Annotated in this window: 15 protein-coding genes; 2 read left to right on the top strand and 13 right to left on the bottom strand. The window is 51.6% G+C overall.

Annotated features, from left to right (window positions below):
• Positions 1-143 precede the first annotated feature (143 nt).
• From IPI58_04965 to bla, 8 genes are all read right to left on the bottom strand, one after another.
• The gene (locus IPI58_04965; GenBank protein QQR68215.1) at positions 144-1,028 is read right to left on the bottom strand and encodes a metallophosphoesterase; all 885 of its coding nucleotides are present in this window, start codon (positions 1,026-1,028) and stop codon (positions 144-146) included.
• Positions 1,029-1,456: 428 nt separating this feature from the next.
• Complete coding sequence (locus IPI58_04960) at positions 1,457-1,801, bottom strand: cupin domain-containing protein (protein QQR68214.1); 345 nt, start codon at positions 1,799-1,801, stop codon at positions 1,457-1,459.
• A gap of 9 nt (positions 1,802-1,810) precedes the next feature.
• A complete protein-coding gene (locus tag IPI58_04955; GenBank protein ID QQR70048.1) occupies positions 1,811-2,557 on the bottom strand; it encodes an ABC transporter ATP-binding protein in 747 nt (248 codons plus the stop codon).
• A gap of 1 nt (position 2,558) precedes the next feature.
• On the bottom strand, positions 2,559-3,764 hold the full coding sequence (locus IPI58_04950; protein QQR68213.1) for an ABC transporter permease: 1,206 nt from the start codon (positions 3,762-3,764) through the stop codon (positions 2,559-2,561).
• A complete protein-coding gene (locus tag IPI58_04945; GenBank protein ID QQR68212.1) occupies positions 3,761-4,912 on the bottom strand; it encodes an efflux RND transporter periplasmic adaptor subunit in 1,152 nt (383 codons plus the stop codon). Before IPI58_04945 ends, IPI58_04950 begins: the two co-directional genes overlap by 4 nt.
• Entirely contained in the window at positions 4,909-5,520 is a 612-nt protein-coding gene (locus tag IPI58_04940) for a TetR/AcrR family transcriptional regulator (protein ID QQR68211.1), read from the bottom strand. The genes IPI58_04945 and IPI58_04940 overlap by 4 nt, the downstream gene beginning before the upstream one ends.
• A 651-nt stretch (positions 5,521-6,171) precedes the next feature.
• Positions 6,172-8,142 (bottom strand): methyl-accepting chemotaxis protein, encoded by a 1,971-nt coding sequence (locus tag IPI58_04935; protein ID QQR68210.1) that lies wholly within the window; start codon positions 8,140-8,142, stop codon positions 6,172-6,174.
• A 527-nt stretch (positions 8,143-8,669) separates the two neighbouring features.
• The gene (gene bla / locus IPI58_04930) at positions 8,670-9,506 is read right to left on the bottom strand and encodes a class A beta-lactamase (GenBank protein QQR70047.1); all 837 of its coding nucleotides are present in this window, start codon (positions 9,504-9,506) and stop codon (positions 8,670-8,672) included.
• A gap of 697 nt (positions 9,507-10,203) precedes the next feature.
• On the opposite strand from bla, the gene IPI58_04925 reads away from it, so the two are divergent.
• The gene (locus tag IPI58_04925; GenBank protein QQR68209.1) at positions 10,204-11,007 is read left to right on the top strand and encodes a transposase; all 804 of its coding nucleotides are present in this window, start codon (positions 10,204-10,206) and stop codon (positions 11,005-11,007) included.
• A 265-nt stretch (positions 11,008-11,272) separates the two neighbouring features.
• Complete coding sequence (locus IPI58_04920; GenBank protein ID QQR68208.1) at positions 11,273-12,397, top strand: Fic family protein; 1,125 nt, start codon at positions 11,273-11,275, stop codon at positions 12,395-12,397.
• Positions 12,398-12,459: 62 nt separating this feature from the next.
• Here IPI58_04920 and IPI58_04915 read toward each other — a convergent pair whose 3' ends face one another.
• The 5 genes from IPI58_04915 to IPI58_04895 all read right to left on the bottom strand — a co-directional run bounded on the left by IPI58_04915 (position 12,460) and on the right by IPI58_04895 (position 21,940).
• Positions 12,460-13,128: a hypothetical protein gene (locus IPI58_04915; protein ID QQR68207.1), complete on the bottom strand. Its 669-nt coding sequence runs from the start codon at positions 13,126-13,128 to the stop codon at positions 12,460-12,462.
• A gap of 102 nt (positions 13,129-13,230) precedes the next feature.
• Positions 13,231-14,190: an IS30 family transposase gene (locus IPI58_04910; protein ID QQR68206.1), complete on the bottom strand. Its 960-nt coding sequence runs from the start codon at positions 14,188-14,190 to the stop codon at positions 13,231-13,233.
• A 97-nt stretch (positions 14,191-14,287) separates the two neighbouring features.
• Entirely contained in the window at positions 14,288-19,744 is a 5,457-nt protein-coding gene (locus IPI58_04905) for a filamentous hemagglutinin N-terminal domain-containing protein (protein QQR68205.1), read from the bottom strand.
• 279 nt (positions 19,745-20,023) lie between these two features.
• The gene (locus IPI58_04900; GenBank protein QQR68204.1) at positions 20,024-20,929 is read right to left on the bottom strand and encodes a sel1 repeat family protein; all 906 of its coding nucleotides are present in this window, start codon (positions 20,927-20,929) and stop codon (positions 20,024-20,026) included.
• A 21-nt stretch (positions 20,930-20,950) separates the two neighbouring features.
• Positions 20,951-21,940 (bottom strand): WYL domain-containing protein, encoded by a 990-nt coding sequence (locus IPI58_04895; GenBank protein ID QQR68203.1) that lies wholly within the window; start codon positions 21,938-21,940, stop codon positions 20,951-20,953.
• Positions 21,941-22,045 lie beyond the last annotated feature (105 nt).

Genomic DNA, 22,045 nt, shown 5'->3' with positions numbered 1-22,045 from the left:
GACTGGGGAAGAACAGGCTCCTTGTTATGTATATGATTTAAAAGAACAAAAGTTTTTATGCGTTTTTGTAACCCATTGATTTTTCGTAATTCTTGATATCGGTGTCCATTTTGATTGCTCAAAACGCCGATACCAAGACTAGTTCAACTCGGCATAACTTTCTTGGGTGAGTATGGCTTGAATGAACTTACCCAATGCGATGCCAGATCTTTGATGGGCAATCGATAAAAAATCGGCGCTCGTCCGAAAACCTCGATTTCGATTTGTTCACCGATACACAGCTTTGCATACGCCTCATCAGGATGAGGCCAAGTAAGAAACGTCTCTGTCAAAGAAGGGATGGTGACATAATGAATGCCGTCAATGCAATGATAGGCGTTCCAATGAGCGTGCCCATTTATACAGAGAAAGACTTTGCCGCTTTCTTCGATGACGGTTCGTATCTTTTCTCCTTGAATTTCGGGGTAACCTGCATGATGGGGATAATCCTTATCGAAATAGAAATTTCCCCTCATGCTTCCGTTGTCTAAAGGCAGATGCGTAAAGATAACGGTGGGAAGAGTGGCGGACTCAAGATCGGTTCTTAGCCACTCAAGATCTTCTTCTTGAGAAGAAAATCCGCGCGTTTGATCAAGCCGTGGGTTTGTGTTCCAAAAGACTATATGAAACCCTTTTGTGTCAAAACTGAACGAAACGACCTTCCCGCAAAGAGCATCTCTATTTTCCTGTGCAGATAGCTTCGCAATGTCGTGATTGCCGAGGAGATGGAATATGTCTCCAGGAACTTTTTTGAATTCCTGTGCAATTTCTTTCAGAAAGTTTATGTCGGTGTCGTGATCCGTATCCGAAATGCGGTCACCAAGATCAACAGAGAAATCAGGTTTTGTGTGTTCGACAAAATTGACAAATTGCTGGAATGTTTTCAGCGTATCCGATCCTTTTTTTGTGCCCCGATCCGGCCCATGATGAACATCGCTGACAATCGCAATTGTGAGAAGAGAATGATTGTTTTGATGGTCAAGGAGCATAAAAACCTTCCGTTTTCTCTCTGTGAGGTCCGGTTGTGGTAGAGAATCTCTGCGCTCTGTTCACCGACTGTTCAGGGTAAAATAGCGCGGTACACGAACTCTATTCAATCCATCCAATCCGGATGCACTCTCTGAAAAGACGAACCGTCGCAACGGCTTGATGCGGATAAGAAATTCTCTCTAGACCCCATCCAATTTGGATAGGCTGGCGGGGCGGACGTGACTGGGGAAGAACATGCTCCATATTAACGCGTTGATTATGCACGTCTTTATTTTTGTCTACAAGAGGCTGATGGTTAATACGTTTCGAATGCGCGTTTGGGATCCGAACTAACGATAGGGAGAGCGATGATGCCCTCTCCTCGTTTAATAACAATAACCTACTATCACGACTTTCTTTGCGAGCATTCAGAAATCTCCTTTAGGACTTACGTCGTTGCTTTTGCCTCGCCGCGAATCATAATGAGCAACATCTTAAATTTTCCCTGCGGCACAACCGCGTGTGGAATATTGGCGGGGAGCAACAGCGTTTCTCCCTCATTAAGAAGCTGCCTTTTATCTTTAATGGATATCTCCGCCTGTCCTTCAATGCCAATCACCAGCGCGTCAAAAGGTGCCGTGTGCTCGCTAAGCCCTTCACCTTCATCAAAGGCGAAGAGAGTAACGTTGCCTGAAGAGTTTTTGACCAGCATTCGGCTTACAACAGCCCCAGTCTGAAAGGATAACATCTGTTTCAGATTCTGCGTTTCTGTCATTGGGGTTTGGTTTTCCATTTTTTCTCCTCATTGGTTTGGGTTTAAAAGGGTTGAGGGCGGCAAGAGAGCCGAGCTTTTTCCTTCGCCAACCTCCTCAACTGTTGCGCCATCGCGTATACGATAGATGCGCTTGAAAGTCGGGATTATTTTCTCGTCATGTGTCACGACGATGACCGCTGTATCAAATTGGCGCGCCATGTCGTTTAAGATGCGAATTACGGTCATAGCTCGCTCAGAATCCAAAGGGGCTGTAGGCTCATCAGCCAAAATGACGGGGGGATGATTGACTAGTCCGCGAGCAATGGCAACACGCTGCTGTTCTCCCCCAGATAATTGGGAAGGCATGGCCTTCGCCCTGTGTTGAATGTCGAGTGCAACAAGCAAGTCCAGAGCCTGCCGTCGGGCCTCTTTGTTTGGAACACCAGCCAACATGGGCAACAAGGCAACATTGTCCGTTACATCCAGAAAAGGAATAAGATAGGGAGCTTGAAAGACAAAACCGATCTTATCTCGCCTCAACGCACGCAGGTCTTTAACATTCCATCCATCATTATAAATAACCTCATCACCTAACGTCATGCGACCTGCCGTTGGATCGATGACAGCGCCCAGACATTTTAGGAGCGTGCTTTTTCCTGAACCAGAGGGGCCAATCAAGCCAACCACTTCGCCTGAAGACACCTCCATATCTATCCCTTTTAGGGCGTCAACTGCCGTTTCGCCTTGTCCATAACACTTTTTAAGCCCTTGGATATGGATTCCCGTTCTCATGATCCTAGCCTCCTATCGCTTCGGCAGGATCAACTTTAAGGGCTATGCGTATCGCCACCGTACTTGCCAGCACACATATAGTCATAACAGCGAAGAACCCCGCGATGGAATCCATGGGCACCAACAAGATATATTTTGGAAAATAGGGGGCGGCATAGGTTGCCGATATTTTCCCGACGACGAACCCGATTATTCCCAAGGCGAGGGCCTGTTGAAGAATCATCGCCGCGATGGTTCTGTTGCGCGTGCCTATGAGCTTAAGAACTGCAATTTCTCGAATCTTGTCCATCGTCAGTGTATAAATAATAAAGGCGACAATCGCGGCGCTGACAACGGCAAGAATAACAAGAAACATTGCAATTTGTTTGGCTGATGTTGCAATAAGTTTTCCAACAAGAATCTCTTCCATCTCTGCTTTCGTATAGACCGTCAAGCGTTTCCAACGGCGAATGGCTTCCGCAACGTCGCGATGCTCGTAGCCTTGTTTAACGGTTATCAGCACGGCATTGACAAAGGTGTTTGTGCTTTGCGAGGCGATCACGGCGTCGAGCAGATCGGGAACATTCGGACGATTAAAAGAGGGATTGTTCTCTGTGCGGCGACGTCCTTGCCAGATGGCGTCGTTGTCTTTGAGAAACTGCGCCTCTTGGGCATCTTTCAGGGGAACAAAAATCATGGGGTCGCCGCTTGAAGAGACCATCCGCCTCGTTAGCCCAACAACCTGATAGGTGTTTCTTCGTATAGAAATCTGATCCCCAAGATTAAAGCCCGTGGCAATATCGGCAACGGCTTCATAATGTCCTCTTGTTATTTGTCTTCCCGACACAAGATAAGGGGGCCATCCGAGCGTGCCATTTGGATGGCCTGTCGCAATTCCAACGACCATGGCGCGAACATCCCTTGCGCCTTTTCGCACTTGCATCGTCAGATAAGTAACATTCGCAGCCTCAGAAACGCCCTTCATAGCCCTCAAAGTGCGATAAACATCGTCGTTTAGATTAGAGGCCTCGGCATACGGTCCAAGCGTGCCCCTTTGCACGACCCACATATCAGCGCCGCTATTATTGAGAAGAGCCTTCCCGTCATCAACCATGCCGCGATAGACACCAGCCATAGTCAGCGTAACGCCAATCAACAAGCCCAGGCCAATACCGGTAAAAACAAACTTACCCCACGAATGAAGAATATCCCGTCCGGCAAGGCTTATCATTTTCGAACCGTAGGAATTTCTTGAACGATGCGAATGCTATGGCGCTGGGACAAAGGCTTCTCGCTATATACGGCGATTTCTTCCCCCTCCTTAATTCCCTCCTTCACTTGAACGTTTCCATCAAGATCGGACTCTCCCAGTTTAACAACAACAAAAGACAATCGGCCTTGCTGTAACGTCCAAACGCCCGTCTTTCCCTCGTCGCGGTGAATGGCCGCATTCGGAATGACTGGTAGAGTATCCAGCGCAGGCAATTGAATGGTGATTTCCGCAAGTTCTCCTGTCGGTGGTAAAGGAGAAGGAATCTCCTGAAAAACAATTTTGGCTATGGTTTCTTCTGTTACCGAGTCCGCCTTCGGTTCAACGCGATAAACGCGGCCCTTCAGCGGGCGTTCTTTTCGAGAACGCAAGACAATATCGGCAGGCAACCCTTCCGTTAAATTTTGTGTGTTCGTCTGGTCAAGGCGGGTGTTAATCCATAAGGTTTGCGGATCAATAATCTCAATAATAGGCTGTCCCGCGACAATAGTTGTCCCCGGATCGGCATCACGAAGGGCAACTATTCCATCTGCAGGGGAAACGAGTTTGAGATTATTGCGTTGGGCAAGAAGCGCGTCATGCTCCGCATACGTACGACCAAGTTCTTCGTTTGCGGCAACAAAAGCTGCCTCTGCTATTTGTAACTCTTGCTTTTTTGTAACATACGTCTCGTCACTTGTTGCACGAGAAGCCGACAGTTTCATATAGCGCTGTTCTTGGGTTTGTGCATAAGCGCGACGAACTTCGGCTTCATTTCTTAACGCCTCGGCTTTCTTACGAGCAGAGTCTAAAGCTCTGATCTTGTCATCAAGATCAATCGGATCCATTTCGCCAACAATTTGGCCTGCTTTGACGAAATCACCGACATGAACATCTAGGGTTTTGATCCGTCCAGAAGACGTTGGACCAATTTTATAAGTATAACGCGCCTCAACAATACCAATACCAAAGATTGCAGGGGATATTCTTTGTGATTTAACCGTCGTGCTTGTTACATCAACAGGAGCTAAAGGCCCAGAGCGCACGCCAACGTACACAAACAGAATAAGCAGTAGGCCAAGCACGCCACCTACAAAAAACACGCGGCGCTGAAAACCAAGCTGTTTCATGACATCCCTCTACTGATTCCGCGTCGATAAATCTTGAAAACTTTTGTCGCTTCGCGCTGCATCTGTGATACGTCTCCCGCAATGAGCGACTGCATGACCAAGCCTTGTATCGTACCTATAAACAGGATCGAAGCCGCCTCTACATCTAGGGTCGAGTCGATTTCACCTGCTTTTTTTCCCTTCTTAAGGATATCCTGAACCCGATGACGATAATGCTCGATAAGTTTCTGCACAACGCATTTAGCAGGTGTCGATCCGGCACGTTGTAGTTCGCCAAACATCATGCGCGGCACACCGGGGTGTTCCATCGCAAACTTGACATGGCTCATAAACAAAACCTCCAGCGCTTTCAAAAAAGAGCAATCCTCGATAGTCGCTTTGTCTATGCAGTTGATTAGTTTTTTTGCGGCCCAATGCAGCACCGTCTCCCAAATAGCCTCTTTGTTCGGGAAGTGGCGAAAAAGAGCCCCTTGCGTCACATTCATATGCTCGGCTATCGCCGCTGTAGTAATTTCGCTGGGATTCTGGGAGCCTGCCAAAGTCAAAACAGCCTGAATCGTAGCATCTTTTCGCTTATCTGCAGAAAGGTGTTCCGTTCGAGTTTTCACTTTTGATCCCCATAAGATAGTAACCACTCACTACCATAGCGCCGGATCATGTGAATGGCAATGTCGTTGATGTTGGATTCTTTTACTGTCTTTCTGCAGATGTGCCAGAGCCATGACTGCTAATCGCATCACGTCCAAGAACGATCCAGCCACGATGCATGGCCCACACGTCTCTGTTTACTCTAGAACGCACCATGCTCCACAACGACTGCTGACCGAGCGCTTGAGTTTCGAAATTGTTCGAACTTCTCTCTACTGAAAAGTCGGGTTCCGTAGAGAGTTTTCGCATCTCTGACCGTTAATAACCATACTTATCGAACCCGACTCGAGGAATTTTTATCCAATCCAATTCGGATAAATGTCCTCATTGAGGCAGAATTTTCAATCACTTATAACTTGTTGAAATTGCTAGTATAATTTGACCTTCACCCATCCAATTTGGATGGGTGGCGGAGCGGACGTTACGTGGCAGCGAACATGCTCCAAATTAACTCGTTGATTGTAAGCAGCTTTATTTTCTTCCGCAAGCCGTTGATGGTTAATTTTAACGTGTCGACTCCCAGTTTTATAACCCCTTCATAAAGATTAGGCAGGAATCCATCGACATCTTTTCGCAACCTCTTTGTGCGCCATATTATGGTTTCACGACCCTCAGATTGATTGGATGCGCGAAATAAAGGCCTCCACCTCTTGCTTCAAATCACCTGACTGTGTTGCCAGATTTTTAGCGGCATTTAAAGTTTCTTGGGCTAGGGTTCCCGTCTCCGATGAAGCTTGCGTAATTTTCACGATACTTGAGGAAACGTCTTGAGTGCCGTGTGATGCCTCATTTATGCTGCGCGAGATTTCTTGAGTTGCAGCGCGCTGTTCCTCAACTGCAGAGGACGAGCTAACCATATACTCATTTATGTTGGAAATGACCTTGCTTATCTGGTCAATGTCTTTGCTTGTGCCGTTCGTTATTTGTTGAATGTTTGCCACTTGAAGAGAAATCTCCTCGGTCGCCTTGGCTGTCTGATTTGCAAGATTTTTGACTTCCGAAGCAACAACGGCAAAACCCTTGCCTGCTTCACCGGCACGTGCGGCTTCAATTGTGGCGTTTAAGGCCAACAGATTTGTTTGGCTTGCTATTTGTTGCACAAGTTCGATGACGGAACCGATTTTCTCCGCTTCCTGAGAAAGGTTTTTTACTGTTTCGTTGGTTTGGTTGGCTTGCTGGACAGCTTTATCCGCCTCCTTTAGAACAACGGTTACGTGATTGCTGACTTCACTTATCGATGCCGTCAATTCCTCTGCCGATGAAGCTACCGTCTGAACGTTTGCGCTTGCCTGCTCCGCGCCCGCCGCTACGGAGGTCGCTTGCTCGCTTGTATTTGTGGCATTCTTCGACAAGGTTTCTGACGTGGTGTGGAGCTGGTCGGCGGCAGAGGCCACACCGGACACAATCAACGATACGGATTTTTGGAAGGCTTTTACTTCTTCTTCCAGCTTCTGGGCGCGGGCACCCTGTTTATACTGTTCTGCTTTTTGTTCCTCTGCGAGTTGCTTTCCTTTTATCACGCTCTCTTTAAATCGCTCCGCCGCTTGCACCAGATGCCCGATTTCATCTTTTCTTTTTATCGAGGGAATGGTCACAGACAGATCGTTCTGGGCCAGACAATTCATGACATTCGTGATGCTGGTGATCGGCTTAACGATCGAACGGTTGATAACTGCAATCATGGCAAAAGAGGCCAAGAAGAAAAGAATGCTGATAAATAGAGATATGTAAATGGTTTCGCGGAAAGCGGACTCAAACGTGCCGATATCCTGAACAATCTCAATTGCACCGATGGCCTTTCCGGCATAGTCCTTTATCGGCGCAACAAGCACCGCAACAGCGGTCCCTTCCAAAGAAGTTGTGGAATAAAGACGCTTGCCTGTCATGGCCTCGCTTATATCCTGCGAACTTGCAAGGCCTTGCCCCTTAAGCGTGGAAGCGAACGATTTAATCGTGTTGTCTTTCTTGTTTTGAAGATAAAACGTAACATCGCACCCATAGGTCGCTTTGATTTTTTCAAAAAAGCTTGATCCGAAAGAAACGCCAAACTCGACGGATCCAAGATGCTCTTGACCATCCGCGATTGGCTCGATTCCACGAATGCCGAGGCCTGAAACACCGTTTTCTAATCCCTTGATGGCTTTCTTGCTTGCATTCGTTTCAACAACGGTGGAGCGAAAAGAAGAAAGATCATCGCCAAACTTGTCCTTTTTATTCACACGCAAAAAGGAAGTGGCCGGAGGTTTATGAAAATGTATCACTTCAAGCGATAGGGGCTTTTCTGTCTTGCTCCATACAGGCCCGAAGGCTGCATATAGCTTTTCCCTATCCGACAGTTTCATGGCCTCTATCGCCAGAGGGGAAGCGGCAACGATTGCGGCCATTGATTCAGCGCGTACTGCCTCTGCGTCAAGGGCGATCTCAATAGCCGTCAAGTTTTTATCGAGCGTTTCGTGAATAGACGATTCTTTTAGTCTTGCCTGAATAACTATATTGCTGGCAGTAAACAGTCCCGAGGCAACCACTATCAATGCAATGATGTAGAAACCGATACGCTTTCCGATACCGAAGTTATTGAACATAGGTTCCACCGCCCGTGAACGTTTTTTTGATGGGACGTGCCGAATCGTCCCCGTTAACCATACTTAATGGGGGGGGGGGGGTAAACAAGTGGTAAATCACACAACACCATCCTGTTCTGGGGGACCAAGACATTCGCCTAAGCGGGTGTCTAACGAAGTTGCTCCTACTTCTCTCTACTGAAAAGTAGGGTTCCGTAGAGAGTTTTCGCATCTCTAACCGTTAACAACCATATTTTTCGAACCAGACTCGAGGAATTTTTATCCAATCCAATTCGGATAAATGTCCTTATTGGTTCAGAATTTCCAATCACTTATAACTTGTTGAAATTGCTGTGATAACATGCCTTACACCCCTCCATTTTGGATGGGTGGCGGTTCGGACGTTACTGGAGGAGAACGTGCTCCTTGTTATCCTATTGATAAAAAAAAGAATAATCACTCTCGTGCGGTTTTACAATCCCTTGATTTAATGAATTTATGCATAGCGTCCTCGAACTTAACAGTATTTTTGAGAATGGATACTCGTATCAGGCGCCAGGCAACAACGTGATCGCAAGTTGCCCCATTTGAGCCAACGCAGCATTACGCTCCTCAGCAGAAGAATTGGATTCCGTTGTGTAGGCAGCAATCAACAGAGGATCCCGGTTCGAAGGCCACAATACAGCGATATCGTTTGTCGTGCCATGATCGCCTGTCCCTGTTTTGTCGCCAATCTTCCACGCCGAAGGAGTACCAGCACGCAAACGAGCATCCCCAGTTGTATTTCCGATCAGCCAATTTACCAGTAGCATTCGGGACGATTGAGATAGTGCATCCTTTAGAAGCAAGGTTTCCATGTCTTGGAGCATGGCTAACGGACTCGTCGTATCACGGATATCTCCTGGGGCCGCCTCATTAATAGATGGTTCCGCGCGGTCTATGCGCGTTATTCTATCTCCCAAACTGCGGATGTAGCGATTGAGTGCTTGCGTTCCGCCTACGCTCTGCAAAAGCAAATTTCCTGCAGTATTATCGCTATAACAGATTGCGGCTTGGCAAAGTTCATTTATGGACATCTGTCCTTCGGATAAATGCGTTTTGGTGATAGGAGCGTAGTCTAATATATCGCTCTGTGTATAGGTGACCATGCGGTCGAGGGTTTCTGTGCCGGAATCAATTCGCGCTAATACTGCGCCAACCAATAAGAGTTTGAATGTGCTGCACAAGGGAAAACGTTCATCGGCCCGATAGCCAATACGCTGACCGTTGGCGGTATCGACGGCAGCTATCCCAATCCGTCCTCCAAGAGCCTTTTCGATTTTTTTGAATGGCTCCATTTCGTCTTCCGAGGCTACAGCTTTTGACAGCTTGAAGACGATGGGCATGGCCAGCAAAAAGGGGATTGCTCGCAGAATACGGCGGCGTGAGTACAAAACTTTATAGAGCACAGCTTTCTCTTCTGTGGTTCATTAAACGTGTTCTGACTGTATCCGAATACAGTGAAACAGTCAATACTATCCACAAAACCCAAATTTACGGAGTGGCGTTTTGATTCTTCTTTCAAATGGGCCTGCAGTTTTGAGCAATTCGGTGTCGTCAGCGATCTTCCCCAGTGAAAATCCGTGGACTTCGGTGCAAACTACGCACTTGAATGCTTTATGTTCGAATCTCATCCCCCTACCATTTATTTTCACGAAAAACGCTGTAAGTGCTTGGCGGATATGCAACTGGACTTTTCTTTGAAAGTCCAGTTGCTGTAGAGAATCTCTGCTCTCTGTTCACGCTGGGTTCACGGAAAATGTGCGCGATGCAGAATGCGTTTCAAAATCTCTGATCCAGTTGCCGTTGAAATATATGAAGATTTCTGAATTGGTTGGAACAATCGCGTTCCAGAAACGGCCTATCCATTTTGGATAGGCGTGGCGGAGAGGATGATACTTGGCAGCGAACTTGCTCCACATTATCTTATTGATTAGAGCTGTTGCGAAAGTCAGCGTTGAATCTTTGTTAACAGCCTTATGATTCAAGGTTGGAGAGGCGTTGGAGGCCTCTCCGATGACGAAGTTTAGATGTGCTGCGCTTTTGCGCAAGAGGCAATTTCAGCGGCTGACGGGCGTTGAGGCCTCGCTTTTTCTGGAGATGGTCGAGCGTCTTCGCACCCGCTGGCAGCGGCGCGTCGTTGAGCCGAAGAACCGTACGGGCCGCCCATGGGGCATCGGCGGGTTGGAAGACCATCTGCTGGTGCTTTTGATCCTGTACCGTTGCGCGATCACGCAGGATTTTCTGGGCCTTTTGTACGGCGTGGACAAAGCGGCGATCAGCCGCGCCTTGCATCGGATCGAGCCGATTGTGGCCGCAGTTTTTGGCGTGAAGCGGTCCATCCGCGTGGCCCGCGAGGAAGCCGAGGCTTTGATCGTCGATGCCACGGAGCAACCGATCCAGCGTCCGCGCCGCAAGCAGCGCGGCTGGTACTCGGGCAAAAAGAAGCGTCACACGATCAAGACCGAAGCTGTCATCACGGCGCAAGGGAAAATCGTCAGCGTGTCAAAACCTGCGCCCGGACGCGTGCACGATCTTGCCCTCCGACGGCGAGGCCCGCCCTTGCCAAAAGGTTCTCACCTTTACGCCGACAGCGGCTATCAAGGCATCCAAAGCGATCATCCCGACGTCGATATCCCCTACAAGAAAACGAAAAAGCACAAACTGACGAAAGACGAACGCGCCTACAATCACGCGTTGAGCCGTTTTCGCGTGCGCGTCGAGCACGTCTTCGCCAAAATCAAGTCCTTCCGGCTCTTCGCCGAGCGCTTCCGCTATTCCAAAGCGACCTACGCCGCCAAGTTCTCCGCCATAGCGGGTATCGTCAATCTCATCTCAGGGTTCTGATCCCCTGTCCATCGGGATCGGCCATTCCTTTGTGCCCAAAATTAACCGACTTTCGCAACAGGTCTATTATAAACGATTTTGTTTTGTTCTATATTTTCTAACCCACTGATCTATATACAAATAAGTTTTTGATCCATACTGCCAGTTTGAAACCCTTTTTCTCTTTTAAGATGGCTTCAAGGGGGTTTTCGTGAGGCATAAAGAACTGGACTTATAGCTCACATTTAAGCTATATTGTGAGCTATAATAACGGGATTTATAACTCATGATCTGGAATTGGCAACAAGAAGACTGGCCCAAATTCTCCTACGACAAAGCCTCGCTTGAGGAAGCGGAAGGGGCCTTCTTGCGTCAATCCGGCATCCTGCAAGGCAGTTATAAACATATCGGCGACGCGGACAAGACCGTCCTGACGGTCGATTTAATGAGTGACGAGGCCTATAAGACCTCGGAGATCGAAGGCGAGATTCTCGACCGGGCGAGCCTGCATTCGTCCATTCGGCGGCATTTCGGGTTGGATTCGGACAAAGGGAAAATCCCGCCAGCCGAGCGCGGCATCGCCGATATGATGATCGACCTCTATCGTCATTTTGCCGATCCCCTGACGCATGAAACGCTCTTTGACTGGCATACAAGGATCATGTCGGGGCGAACCAATTTGAAAGACATCGGACGTTACCGCACGCATCAAGAGCCCATGCAGGTCGTTTCCGGTGCGATCTATAAACCAAAGATTCATTTTGAAGCCCCTCCGTCCAAAGCCATGACGCGGGAGATGACGCGCTTCATCTCTTGGTTCAACAAGACCGCGCCCGGCGGGGCCATGCCGCTGTCTGCCTTAACACGCGCCGGCATCGCGCACCTTTATTTCGTCTGCATCCATCCGTTTGAAGACGGCAATGGTCGGATCGCGCGGGGCTTGGCTGAAAAAGCCTTGGCTCAATCTTTGGGGCAGCCTTCGCTGATCGCGCTTTCGCATACCATCCAGCAGCGCAAAAAAGCCTATTACGATGCATTAGAACGCAACAACAAAGACAACCAAATCGACGATTGGCTAGCCTATTTTTCCAAAACGATCCTAACGGCACAGGCCTATACGCAAGCTACGGTCGATTTCCTAATCGAAAAAACCAAGCTTTATGATAAGGTGCGCGGCGCGTTGAACATAAGGCAGGAAAAAGCCCTCGCCCGCATTTTCCGCGAAGGCATCGAAGGGTTCAAGGGTGGTTTGAGCGCCGAAAACTACATTACAATCACGGGTGCACCGCGTGCGACTGTGACTCGCGACTTGCGCGACCTTGTCGAAAAAGGGGTACTTATCCGGACCGGCGAACGCAAATCCACCCGCTATTGGCTCAATAGTGCCCATGTAAAAAGCAAACGGAGCTAACGCAACCTAGGTCGATACGGCTTTTCACAGCGATCGTTCACGATGGTTTTTACGTCAACAGATTAGAAGCCGCTGACATCCACGCGGTAAATGTCGGGCTTCGCGACGTCCTTTTCATAGATCAACGAAACGCCCTTGATGTTGTCGATATTGGCAACCAAGCCTTCGCCTGCCTTGCCCTTTTCCATCTTGACCGGAGCGCCCGCGAGCGTGATCGCGCCGCCGTCCTTGTTCTGGCCACGAAAGAAGATGATCGTGCTTTCTTCGCCTTCCTTCGCTTCGCCGGGCAGACGGTTCACAACCGTTTCATCCTTGCCCCACTTCTGCGCTTGGAACTTGCCAACCAACGCGCCAACGCCGCGCATCGCGGTTTTGCGGGATTCGACATCCTTGCCTTCGGGAAGATCCCACGACACGCTGACCTGCATCAGACAGTTGCATTGATAGCCCATCACATAATTAACCGTCGCGGCTGTTTCAACCGGTGCGAAGCGCGGCAGCTTGGCGGAGAGAACTGTGACTTTCAGAGAATCGTCCTTCGTTGTCTTGATCGCATCGGCCTTCACGCCCAGATCCTTGGCCGCCGCAGCGATCACTTCTTTTTCCTTTTGCCCAAAACGCGCCGAGCGGAAACCGTCCACTTCGCTGGCCTGCGCCGCCGAAGCCAAGGCCATCGCGCCGATCAAAGCAAGCGGCATAACCTTTTTCAAAATTCCGGCGAAACGCACCATGGGCTTTCTCCTTGGGTCTTTGTGAAGGGCTGAATTTTTCGCGTAAATCTGGAGCGCGCACACTTAACAAAGCGCAGATTCAACTAGCCAGCGCATAAAATTCTACGGGGCCGCGGCGGCTAGAAAAACCTCTTTTGGTGACTTGAAACCGAGAGACTTGCGCGGGCGATCGTTAAGGAGACGTTCGACCTTGGCAACCTCGGCGGAGGTGATTGTAGAGAAGTCCGTACCCTTTGGGAAGAAGTCGCGGATCAGGCCGTTGGTGTTCTCATTCAGACCGCGTTCCCAAGCGTGATAGGGCTTGGCAAAGAAGATGTCCGCGCCCAAGGCAGAAGCCATGTTCTGGTGATCGGCAAACTCTTTGCCGTTGTCGAAAGTGATCGTGTGGACGCGCTCGCTGATGGCGGCGAGCTTGCGCACGGTTGCCTTGCGTGTGGCCACTGCTGTGGCGCGTGGCAGTTTGGCGATTTTTGTCAGCTTCGTTTTGCGCTCGACAAGTGTCAGAAGGCCGCCTTTGTGGCCCGCGCTCACGACCGTATCGCCTTCCCAATCGCCCACGCGGCTCTTGTGCTCCACCACGGTGGGACGCTCTGATATGTCGATTCTATTGGGAATCAGACCTCTTCCTGCCGTCTTTCCCGCGCGTTTGTTATACCGCTTGCCGCGCCGCCTCAGGGTCTTCCAGAGCTCGCCGCCCTCGCGCTTGTCCTGCCAGATCATCTGATAGATGCGTTCATGGCTGAGCGATACGCCTTGTTCGGCGAGCCAGCCGCTGACCTGTTCCGGCGACCAACGGGCCGTACGCAGCTTGGTCTCGATCCGCCGCCGCAAGCCCTTCGTCAGCTTGCGCGGCCTGGACCGCACCGCCTGCCGCGCCGAAGCTTTTTCTTGCGCTTGCTTGAACCGATAGCCTCGGCCTCCGCTGTTCCGCTCGAGTTCTCGGCTGACCGCGCTCTGGCTGACGCCCAGATGGTCGGCAATCTGTTGCTGCGTGCTGCCCTGCTTGTTCAGGGCGTATATCTGACATCGGTCTTCCGCCGTCAGCCTTCGATAGTTTGCCATGCTTAACCTCTTGCTTGCCAAGAGGTTATCAGCTTTACGCTCCCACTTTTATGCGCTGGCTAGTTGAATCTGCGAAGTATAAAAATCGGTACTTTTATTATTGAGCAGACGCTCGGCTGGAAGTGTTTTGCGCGAGCTTTTGGATTCTAATTTTCTTTCCTTTAGGCCCGTTTGGGATACGGATCAGCTCTATCTGCCGCCCTTTTTCCAACAAGAACTCCTGCACCTGCAAGCCTTGCAGGTCATACGGTTTCTCTTGTGTTTTACGTTCTTTATCATACCACATGCCCAAAAGATTCATCATGTTGAGCTTTTCGTCTGAGACCGAATGTACGGCATGACCAACAACAAGCGTTCCAAACGTGCTTCCGGTCTGTTGCAAATGGTAATTTGCAGCATGCCCCCCCGTCAGCGAAGCCACGCGTTGCGTATAGGTCCCAGCCGGTATAGACGCGCTGACCGAAACAACATTTCCACCTGCATCGACCAGTTCACTAACAGCACCAACCGAGTCTCCCCCAACCAACCCGGAAAAGGTGACGGCCCCCAGCTGAATCTGACCCTTATTCGTCGTGGCATTCGCCACTTGATAGGTTAGGTCCTTACGCGAAATATCTGCAACAACGCCGATGGTCGCGACATCGTAATTCGCGGCATCTACGCCCGTTAACGCCAGGCCATAGACATTGACGCTCTTGTTCGTTCCCGCATTCTTATCGGCAAACGCCGCGCTTGCGCCGATCGTAATCAAGGAAACCGCGTCCGTGCCCAAAACACCTGACAAGACGGCCCCCGTCGCATCCACGCTGGTTGCCAAGGATCCGTCATAGACTTTGTCGCCTGCCGTTACGCCCGTGACCGTTAGGTTTGCTTTGTTAATCGTGCCTTGAACGCCGGTGGGCTGCGTCAACACATAATTGCCGGCATCCGCCCCATTCAAAGCCAAAGCCGTAACTGTAACGCCTTTTCCTGTGCCTACATTTTTATCCGCAAACACCCCACTCGCACCAGACGCATCCAGCCCCACAACATCGCTCCCATAGACGCCGGATAAGGTCGCGCTTCCCACATTCAGGCTCGCCGCCGCGGTCGTGTCATAGGTTTTTGTAGCAGCCATCACGCCCGTTACGGTGATTGTCTTCGCTGTGACGTCCGCGCTCAGCCCCGTCGGCTGGGCCAGCGTATAGTTCCCCGCATCCGTGCCCGTGATGGTGAACCCGCTAGCTGTGACGCTCTTGCCCGTTCCAACATTCTTATCCGCAAACGCCCCAACCGCACTGCCCGTCCCGAGGCTCACCGCATCCACGCCGACAACCCCAGCCAGCGCCGCACTGCCGACATTCACCGTCGCCACCGTGTCGCCGTTATATACCTTGCCAGAAACCGTTGTGCCAGTCACAGTCAGGGTTTTGGCTGTGATCTCACCAACCGCGCCACTACCTGACAGGCTGGATGTAAATCCGTACACGGCCTGTCCGGTCGCCTCTGTAATTCCCGTCAGCGTAACCGCCGCTGTAACCGTTTTGCCCGTTCCTACATTTTTGCTGTCATACGAGGCCGCGCCAACCGAGTAAGTATAAGTCGCCCCGCTCAACCCCGTCGTCGTCAGAGCAACGTCTGCAAGCCCGACTGTCGCAGTGTCCGCCGCGTCATAAACCTTGCTTATTGCCCCCGTTACACTAACCTGCGTTGTGGCCAAACTGGACGCATAAATCAGACCGTTTCCGGTTCCAAGCAACGTGTCGCCATAAGAAGCGCCATATTGACTGTAATTATAACTCAAACCATCAAGCGTATTGCCCGTCGGGCTTGCCGTATAGATATGCCAGCTTGTCGCTGCGGACAACGCCGCACCTGTTCCGTTATTTATGAAATGATCGCCGGAAGCCACAAGATCAATTCCGCCAGCACTCGACGTCAGAACCGATCCACTCTCGATCGCAATCGATCCGTTCGCGCGAACAAGGATATCGCCGCTGGCCGTTATTGCGCCCAAAGAGGTCGCGCGATTGTTCGTGATCGAAATAGACTGTGCTGCCGCAACGCTTACCGTTCCGGTCAGACTGTTCGCCGCGTTCGTGAAAGCCAGAGCAGAGCCCGTCGCGGAAACGCTGGTCGTTCCCGATACAATCAAGGCATCTGTCTGGCTGACCACGCCAAATGCCGTCACCGCCAAGTTGCCACCAACCGTGACACTGGAGCTTGCCGTCGTATAAAGAATATCACTATCCGTCAAACCGCCAACCGCGCTTTTCATCAAAGCCGTCACGTCCAGCGCCGTCGCCGCAGCGCCCGTCACCTTCACCCCGCCTGAACCAAGCGCCAGCCCCGTCATATCGCCGCCTGTCCCGACACCCACATATGTTCCAGTAAAGCTGCTGTTATCGGCATAGAGCAATACGGACGATCCGGCTCCAACCGCGCCCGAACTGACGCTAATTGTAAACGCGCCGCTTGCGTTTGTTAGTGCCGACCCCAGAACCGCACCATTCAGGACAAGCTGGATCGTTTGCCCTGCAAGCACGCTGCCGATCGTACCGGAAATCACTTGTTGCGGAATCCCTTTCCACAACAAGTCAGGATAGGATGTTCCGGCGGATATACGCCAAACGGCCGCACTAAATCCCGACGGCAAAGCTGACTTAAGCTGGGCCGTTGTCATGCCTGTACCGCTTGTGCTTGTCGCCTGTCCTGTTGTTTGCGTGTCCCAATAGCTGCTGGTCACCGTGCCACTATTCAAGCCCGTCAATCCGCCTACATAGGTCCCGCCACTAACCGCGCCGACGGCATAACTGGCCGTTATCGGCGCAGTACCGCTGTTGATTTTATTCCAGCCGACAAGACCGCCTGTTGCCTGTCCGCCAGCATCGCCTGTGACGGAACCCGTTGCATAGCTATTCGCGATCGAAGCCGTACCGCTGCTATTCCCATAATTATACCCGACAAGACCGCCAAGATAATACGCCCCCTGCACCGCGCCCGTCGCATAGCTAAGCTCGATCGAAGCCGTACCGTTGTTTGTATTATTCCACCCGATAAGACCGCCGGCATATTGCGCTGCGGCACTGCCGACCGCCCCTGTCGCATAGCTGGAATTGATCGAAGCGTTACCGCTGGACTGCCCATAGTTATAGCCGATAAGACCACCGGCATAATAGTCAGCAGTAACATTCCCTGTCGCATAGCTGGATGTAATTGGTGCCGTACCACTGGTATTGCTGTAATTATAACCGATCAAGCCGCCTACATAGTTTGTGCCCGTGACGGCTCCGATGGCGTAGCTTGATGTTACAACAGCACTGCTGCCGCTGGCTGTTCCCAGATTTTCGCCGACCAACCCGCCAACATAATAGCTGCCCGTTTCTGACGTCACCGCGCCCTTGGCATAGCTCATGATGATTGACGCGGTTTTACTGGTATTGGCCGTGTTCTGGCCGACAAGCCCGCCAACGTAATTCTGCCCGTGAACGGTTGCCGTCGACCAGCTGTTCAAAATCGTACTATTCACACTATACCCGACAAGAGCACCCGTGTAACTTGTCGTTGTCGCCGACACGCTGCCGCTCACACCTATATTCTTGATCGAGGCAAGCGAAGCATATCCAAACAAACCTGTATTATCGCCGCTGGCCGTTATGTTGACTGTAACCGTGTGGCCAAGGCCATTGATCTTTCCGGTAAAAGGCGTTGCGCTGGATCCAATCGGAACCGTTGCTGTTCCGATATTGGCGTTGAGAGCATAAGCTCCTGACAATGTCATTGAGTTGCAGCTAGAGAGATTGTTGATCAACGTATAGCTGGTTCCCGCGATCGTCAAAGCTGGACTACTGCCCGTTAATTCGACTGTTGCTGTTTCAGCCTTAACCAGAATCGTGTCATAGGTCGATACGATTCTGTTCGCTGTGACGTTTGCATTTACATAAGTACTATAGCTTGCGCTGCCCGTTGTCAGCGTCAACAAGCCTGTGCTTGTCGTAATCGCGGCATTGATATTGATGTCCGCAGCCGCGCTAAGCGTAAGGCCGAACGCAGAGCTCCACGATACCGTGTCGTTGATATTGATATTTCCTGCTGTACCGCTGCTGCCATTACTGGAAAGCAACGTCACGTTCGCGCCTTCGAGCTGCGCCGACAACGCCGCGCCGGTCATGTCACCGCCTGAGGCCGCGACCGTAAAGTCTGTTGGATCGAGCAGCAATGTGCCCGCCGTCCCGCTCGCGCCCCGCAGGTCGGCATAGCCTTGATAGCTGAGCTTCACCTTACCGGACACTTCGGCGTTGCCGCCTTTACCAGTTGCGGACGTGGCTTCGATCGAACCGGCGAAGCTGGTCTTACCGTCCGACCAGACAATCACCGTCCCGCCATCGCCTGTCGCCAATGCGCTGGCTTTGAGTGTTGTCGCTTTATCAACCGTCGTCTGCGCCGAACGTTGCAACGTGCCGCTGCCCTGCGCATCTCCGCCGATCTTGATCGTCCCGCCGCCATTCATGCCGCTGGCGGTCAGCTTTGCACCAAACAGGTTGGTTTCTTGCGTGCCGACGGCTTCAATCGCGCCGCCGGTTCCGTTTGCGTTTTGAGCCTCTAGACTTCCGCGCAGGCTCAGATACCCAGCATAAAGCCCAATTTGCGCCGTATCGCCAAAGGTCCGAACAGAGCCATCAATATCCAAGACTTTAGCGCGCGCGGTTACATTATCAGCAGCGATTACGCTGGCCGCCGAGGTTGTCACGCTGCCACTGGCCGATTGCATGGCCACATTCTTGGCCGTGATCGTGCCCTTGTTGACAATCTGCGCACCAAGGCTGCTGGCGGTTTCGGCTTTGATATAGACACTGCCATCAGGCGCGGTGATCGTGCCTTCATTCGTGATAGCCGTTTGAACAGAGGCCGCATCAACTTCGATGCCGATCAGGCCGCTGCCTGTGACGGGCAAGGTGACCTTGTCCCCTGCCGCCATAGCCACTTGGCCTTGCGGGGCGGTGATGGTGCCTTTGTTTGTAACCTTTGCGCCGATCAGCGCGACATAACCTTTAGGCGCGGCGGCAAGCGTTCCTTGGTTGACGATCTCGCCTGTGGCCGAGCCTCGGCTGAAGCTATTCGCTCCCGCCATGAAGGCATCGTTGCCGATGTCCATCGTGGTCGCGGTGATGGAGCCCGCCTCGATCCTTGCCCCCTGCCCGACGATCACGCCGTTGGGGTTCACAAAATAAAGCTGACCGTTCGCCGTCACTTGCCCGTAAATCTGTGACGGGTCGCTCGACAAAACACGGTTCAGCGTGCGCGAGGACGCGTCAGGCTGATTAAACTGCACCTTCGCCTGTGACCCAACGTCGAACTTGTTCCAGTTGATAACCGCCGAGCTGCTGCTCTGGTTCACGGTCATGTTTGCGCCGGACGTGCTGATGCCTGCGTTTCCGGCGACGACTGATCCGCCTTGCGGCAGCGTTCTGGGTGCGGGGGTTGCCGCCTGCGCCGCAAACACCACGAGGCTGCACAGCGCCGTAGTCGCAAGCAACCATGGTTTGTTCAGCTGTGTTTTGGTGCCCTCGGTCATCCCCGCCCAATCGCTTGAAACGAAACGTTTTCCCCACGCGGCAAGCGCCGCCCGTTTCACCAAAAGGACGCACTTACCCAAGGGGATATTGCCGCATACTTCCTTACCTTTGCGTTAATTCAGGGGCAAGAATTGAACCTTAATAAAGATGTTGTTTACCGTATATTGCGACCAAAAGATCGGGCGCGGTTGGATGAAAACGATAGAGAAACCTTTTATCAACCTTACCCCTTAATGACGTGGGCCCAAGAGCGGTTGTTCGCCCCTCCCATAGCAGGCTCAATCCAACTGATATTCCGAGCGGAAGAACGGTTTCCCTTCCATTTGTCTTTCATTGAGCCTTTTCAAATTACAAACAGCCTCAATGGCGTTTCCGCTAGCTGCCTTTTCAAGCCAATATCTGGCCTCCATGATAGACGGAGCGTCATCAACGGAAACGCCTTTAAGAAATCTGAAAGGCGTGTAAAAAAGCAAAAGCATAGCGACATAGTTCTGCGCTTTGGGATCATTATCCAGGGTTGCCAACTGCCAATATTCATAAGCCGCCGCGCTATTCGCGTTTTGATAGGCTTTGAGACGCTCGCCGGAACCGTTTAGGTTTTCGGCGTCAAGATAATCGATTTCATAAACGCCAATCATATCTGTTTCTCTAAGAAAAACAGGCGTATCGCGCGCAATGTTTTTCTTGAGGTGCGCGCCTAGACACAAGGTTCCCTCTGCCGCAGCGACGCGGCGCACTTCTAGCATATAAAAATCTTGATCCTCTTTCTTGTCACTAAGAGCGGACGAGATAATTTCGATTGGATCCCATCCGTCTCGACTCCAGGCGGCGGGACAAAAGGCAGGGGCTGCGCTTGGAAGAATATAGCCAGATGGCTCTGGGGCTTTGATAAAAGCGGAATCGGTTTTTGCGAAACAAGCATGGCGAGGCCAAGGCGGCCCAAGTTCGTCAAAGAAAACGCGCCCGCCGAAAGGAGAGTGATAGAAGAACACCTTGGCACCGCATATCCAGCAAGTGTAATTGGGGCATGTGTAAGTTTCGTATCTTGCCAACCGGCCCGAAGACCACGCAGACCGCCAAAAATTTACAGCGGCGTTGCCGGCCTTATCTGATGGGCGGGCAAAAGAAGTCCATCCACCCCAACCACAGGTACAGTATGATGGATGATTATAGGCGTTACACATTTAAACCTCGTTTACGATCACCTAGGGCAAGCCTTCCCACTTCCGCGCGTGACTGTTTACCATTTTGCGCAGCGCGGCGGGTTTGACGACTTCGACCTGATCGCCCCACATATAGAGATGCCAAGCCATTTCCAGCATGCCGCCTGCCTTGAAGCGAACGGTCATGGAGCCGTCTTTGCCTTCGCTGATTTTTTGGCTTGGATGGAACACGAAATCACGGGCGGCCTCAGCGGCGCGCGGCGTGAATTTCCAAACGACTTCGACAGGCTTTTCCTTCCAGATGCCAAAGGATTCCTCGGCATAGCTTTGAATGTTGAAGGCAGGATCGCGGCGGAAGCCCTGCTTTGTGATGGTGACATCTTCGATCTGCGAAAGGATGAAGTGGTAGCGAGAGGTTTCGCGCCCCTTCTCCGTGCCGCCGCCGACGAGATAATGCCGGTGGCCGTAGAGGAACCCATAAGGTGCAACCCGTTTGACCTCAGCCTCTTTCTTTCCCTTGCCACGATAGAGAATCTCGACGATCTGGCAGGCCTTGATCGCTTCGCGTAGGGCATGAAGATGCTCGACCTTGATCTTGGGCCGCGGGCCTGGACGTGCAGCTAGGCCTTCGGCCTCAATCAAAGCCTCAAGGTCTGGCTCAATCCGGCGTGATGCTTCGCACTTCTGAAAACTTTTGATCTTGCCGCACAGGGAGCGCAGTGCTTTGGCCTGAAGGCGCAGCCCGCGCCCGTTAAAGGCCTTGGCGGCCATGTCGAGGGTCGCCAGTTCGTCGGGCGTCAGGGCCAAATGTCGCCCATTTGTCGCAGAAGGAATGCGCCAGCGCTTGATACGGCAGGCATCGGTCTTCTCCTCCGTCTGCGGATAAACCCGCACCACGGCGTCCCACATGCGCATGGCTGTCCGGCGCGAAACCTCGAACATCTGCTCAATGTCGGCCAGCGAAACGCCATCGGCGCTCGATTGCATGGCAAAGGCAAGGTTCAGCAAGTCTTCGGCTTTTTCAAATCGCATGGGAATGGCTTCCGTTTTGCTCTCGCTGTTACTCTGCCACAAAAAACCTCGGCCCGCCAAGGGGCAATGTGACCGGAATTGGCACATCAGCGTGATAAGACAATT

The organism is Alphaproteobacteria bacterium, from assembly GCA_016699305.1.
Taxonomy (GTDB): domain Bacteria; phylum Pseudomonadota; class Alphaproteobacteria.
This window is presented reverse-complemented; position numbering and strand designations above follow the sequence as displayed.

What these genes read in the sequence shown, in the direction of transcription:
- IPI58_04965 (QQR68215.1), bottom strand. Translation starts at nt 1,028, where the DNA reads ATGCTCCTTGACCATCAAAACAATCATTCTCTTCTCACAATTGCGATT.
- IPI58_04960 (QQR68214.1), bottom strand. Translation starts at nt 1,801, where the DNA reads ATGGAAAACCAAACCCCAATGACAGAAACGCAGAATCTGAAACAGATG.
- IPI58_04950 (QQR68213.1), bottom strand. Translation starts at nt 3,764, where the DNA reads ATGATAAGCCTTGCCGGACGGGATATTCTTCATTCGTGGGGTAAGTTT.
- IPI58_04945 (QQR68212.1), bottom strand. Translation starts at nt 4,912, where the DNA reads ATGAAACAGCTTGGTTTTCAGCGCCGCGTGTTTTTTGTAGGTGGCGTG.
- IPI58_04935 (QQR68210.1), bottom strand. Translation starts at nt 8,142, where the DNA reads ATGTTCAATAACTTCGGTATCGGAAAGCGTATCGGTTTCTACATCATT.
- bla (QQR70047.1), bottom strand. Translation starts at nt 9,506, where the DNA reads ATGCCCATCGTCTTCAAGCTGTCAAAAGCTGTAGCCTCGGAAGACGAA.
- IPI58_04920 (QQR68208.1), top strand. Translation starts at nt 11,273, where the DNA reads ATGATCTGGAATTGGCAACAAGAAGACTGGCCCAAATTCTCCTACGAC.
- IPI58_04915 (QQR68207.1), bottom strand. Translation starts at nt 13,128, where the DNA reads ATGGTGCGTTTCGCCGGAATTTTGAAAAAGGTTATGCCGCTTGCTTTG.
- IPI58_04910 (QQR68206.1), bottom strand. Translation starts at nt 14,190, where the DNA reads ATGGCAAACTATCGAAGGCTGACGGCGGAAGACCGATGTCAGATATAC.
- IPI58_04905 (QQR68205.1), bottom strand. Translation starts at nt 19,744, where the DNA reads ATGACCGAGGGCACCAAAACACAGCTGAACAAACCATGGTTGCTTGCG.
- IPI58_04900 (QQR68204.1), bottom strand. Translation starts at nt 20,929, where the DNA reads ATGTGTAACGCCTATAATCATCCATCATACTGTACCTGTGGTTGGGGT.
- IPI58_04895 (QQR68203.1), bottom strand. Translation starts at nt 21,940, where the DNA reads ATGCGATTTGAAAAAGCCGAAGACTTGCTGAACCTTGCCTTTGCCATG.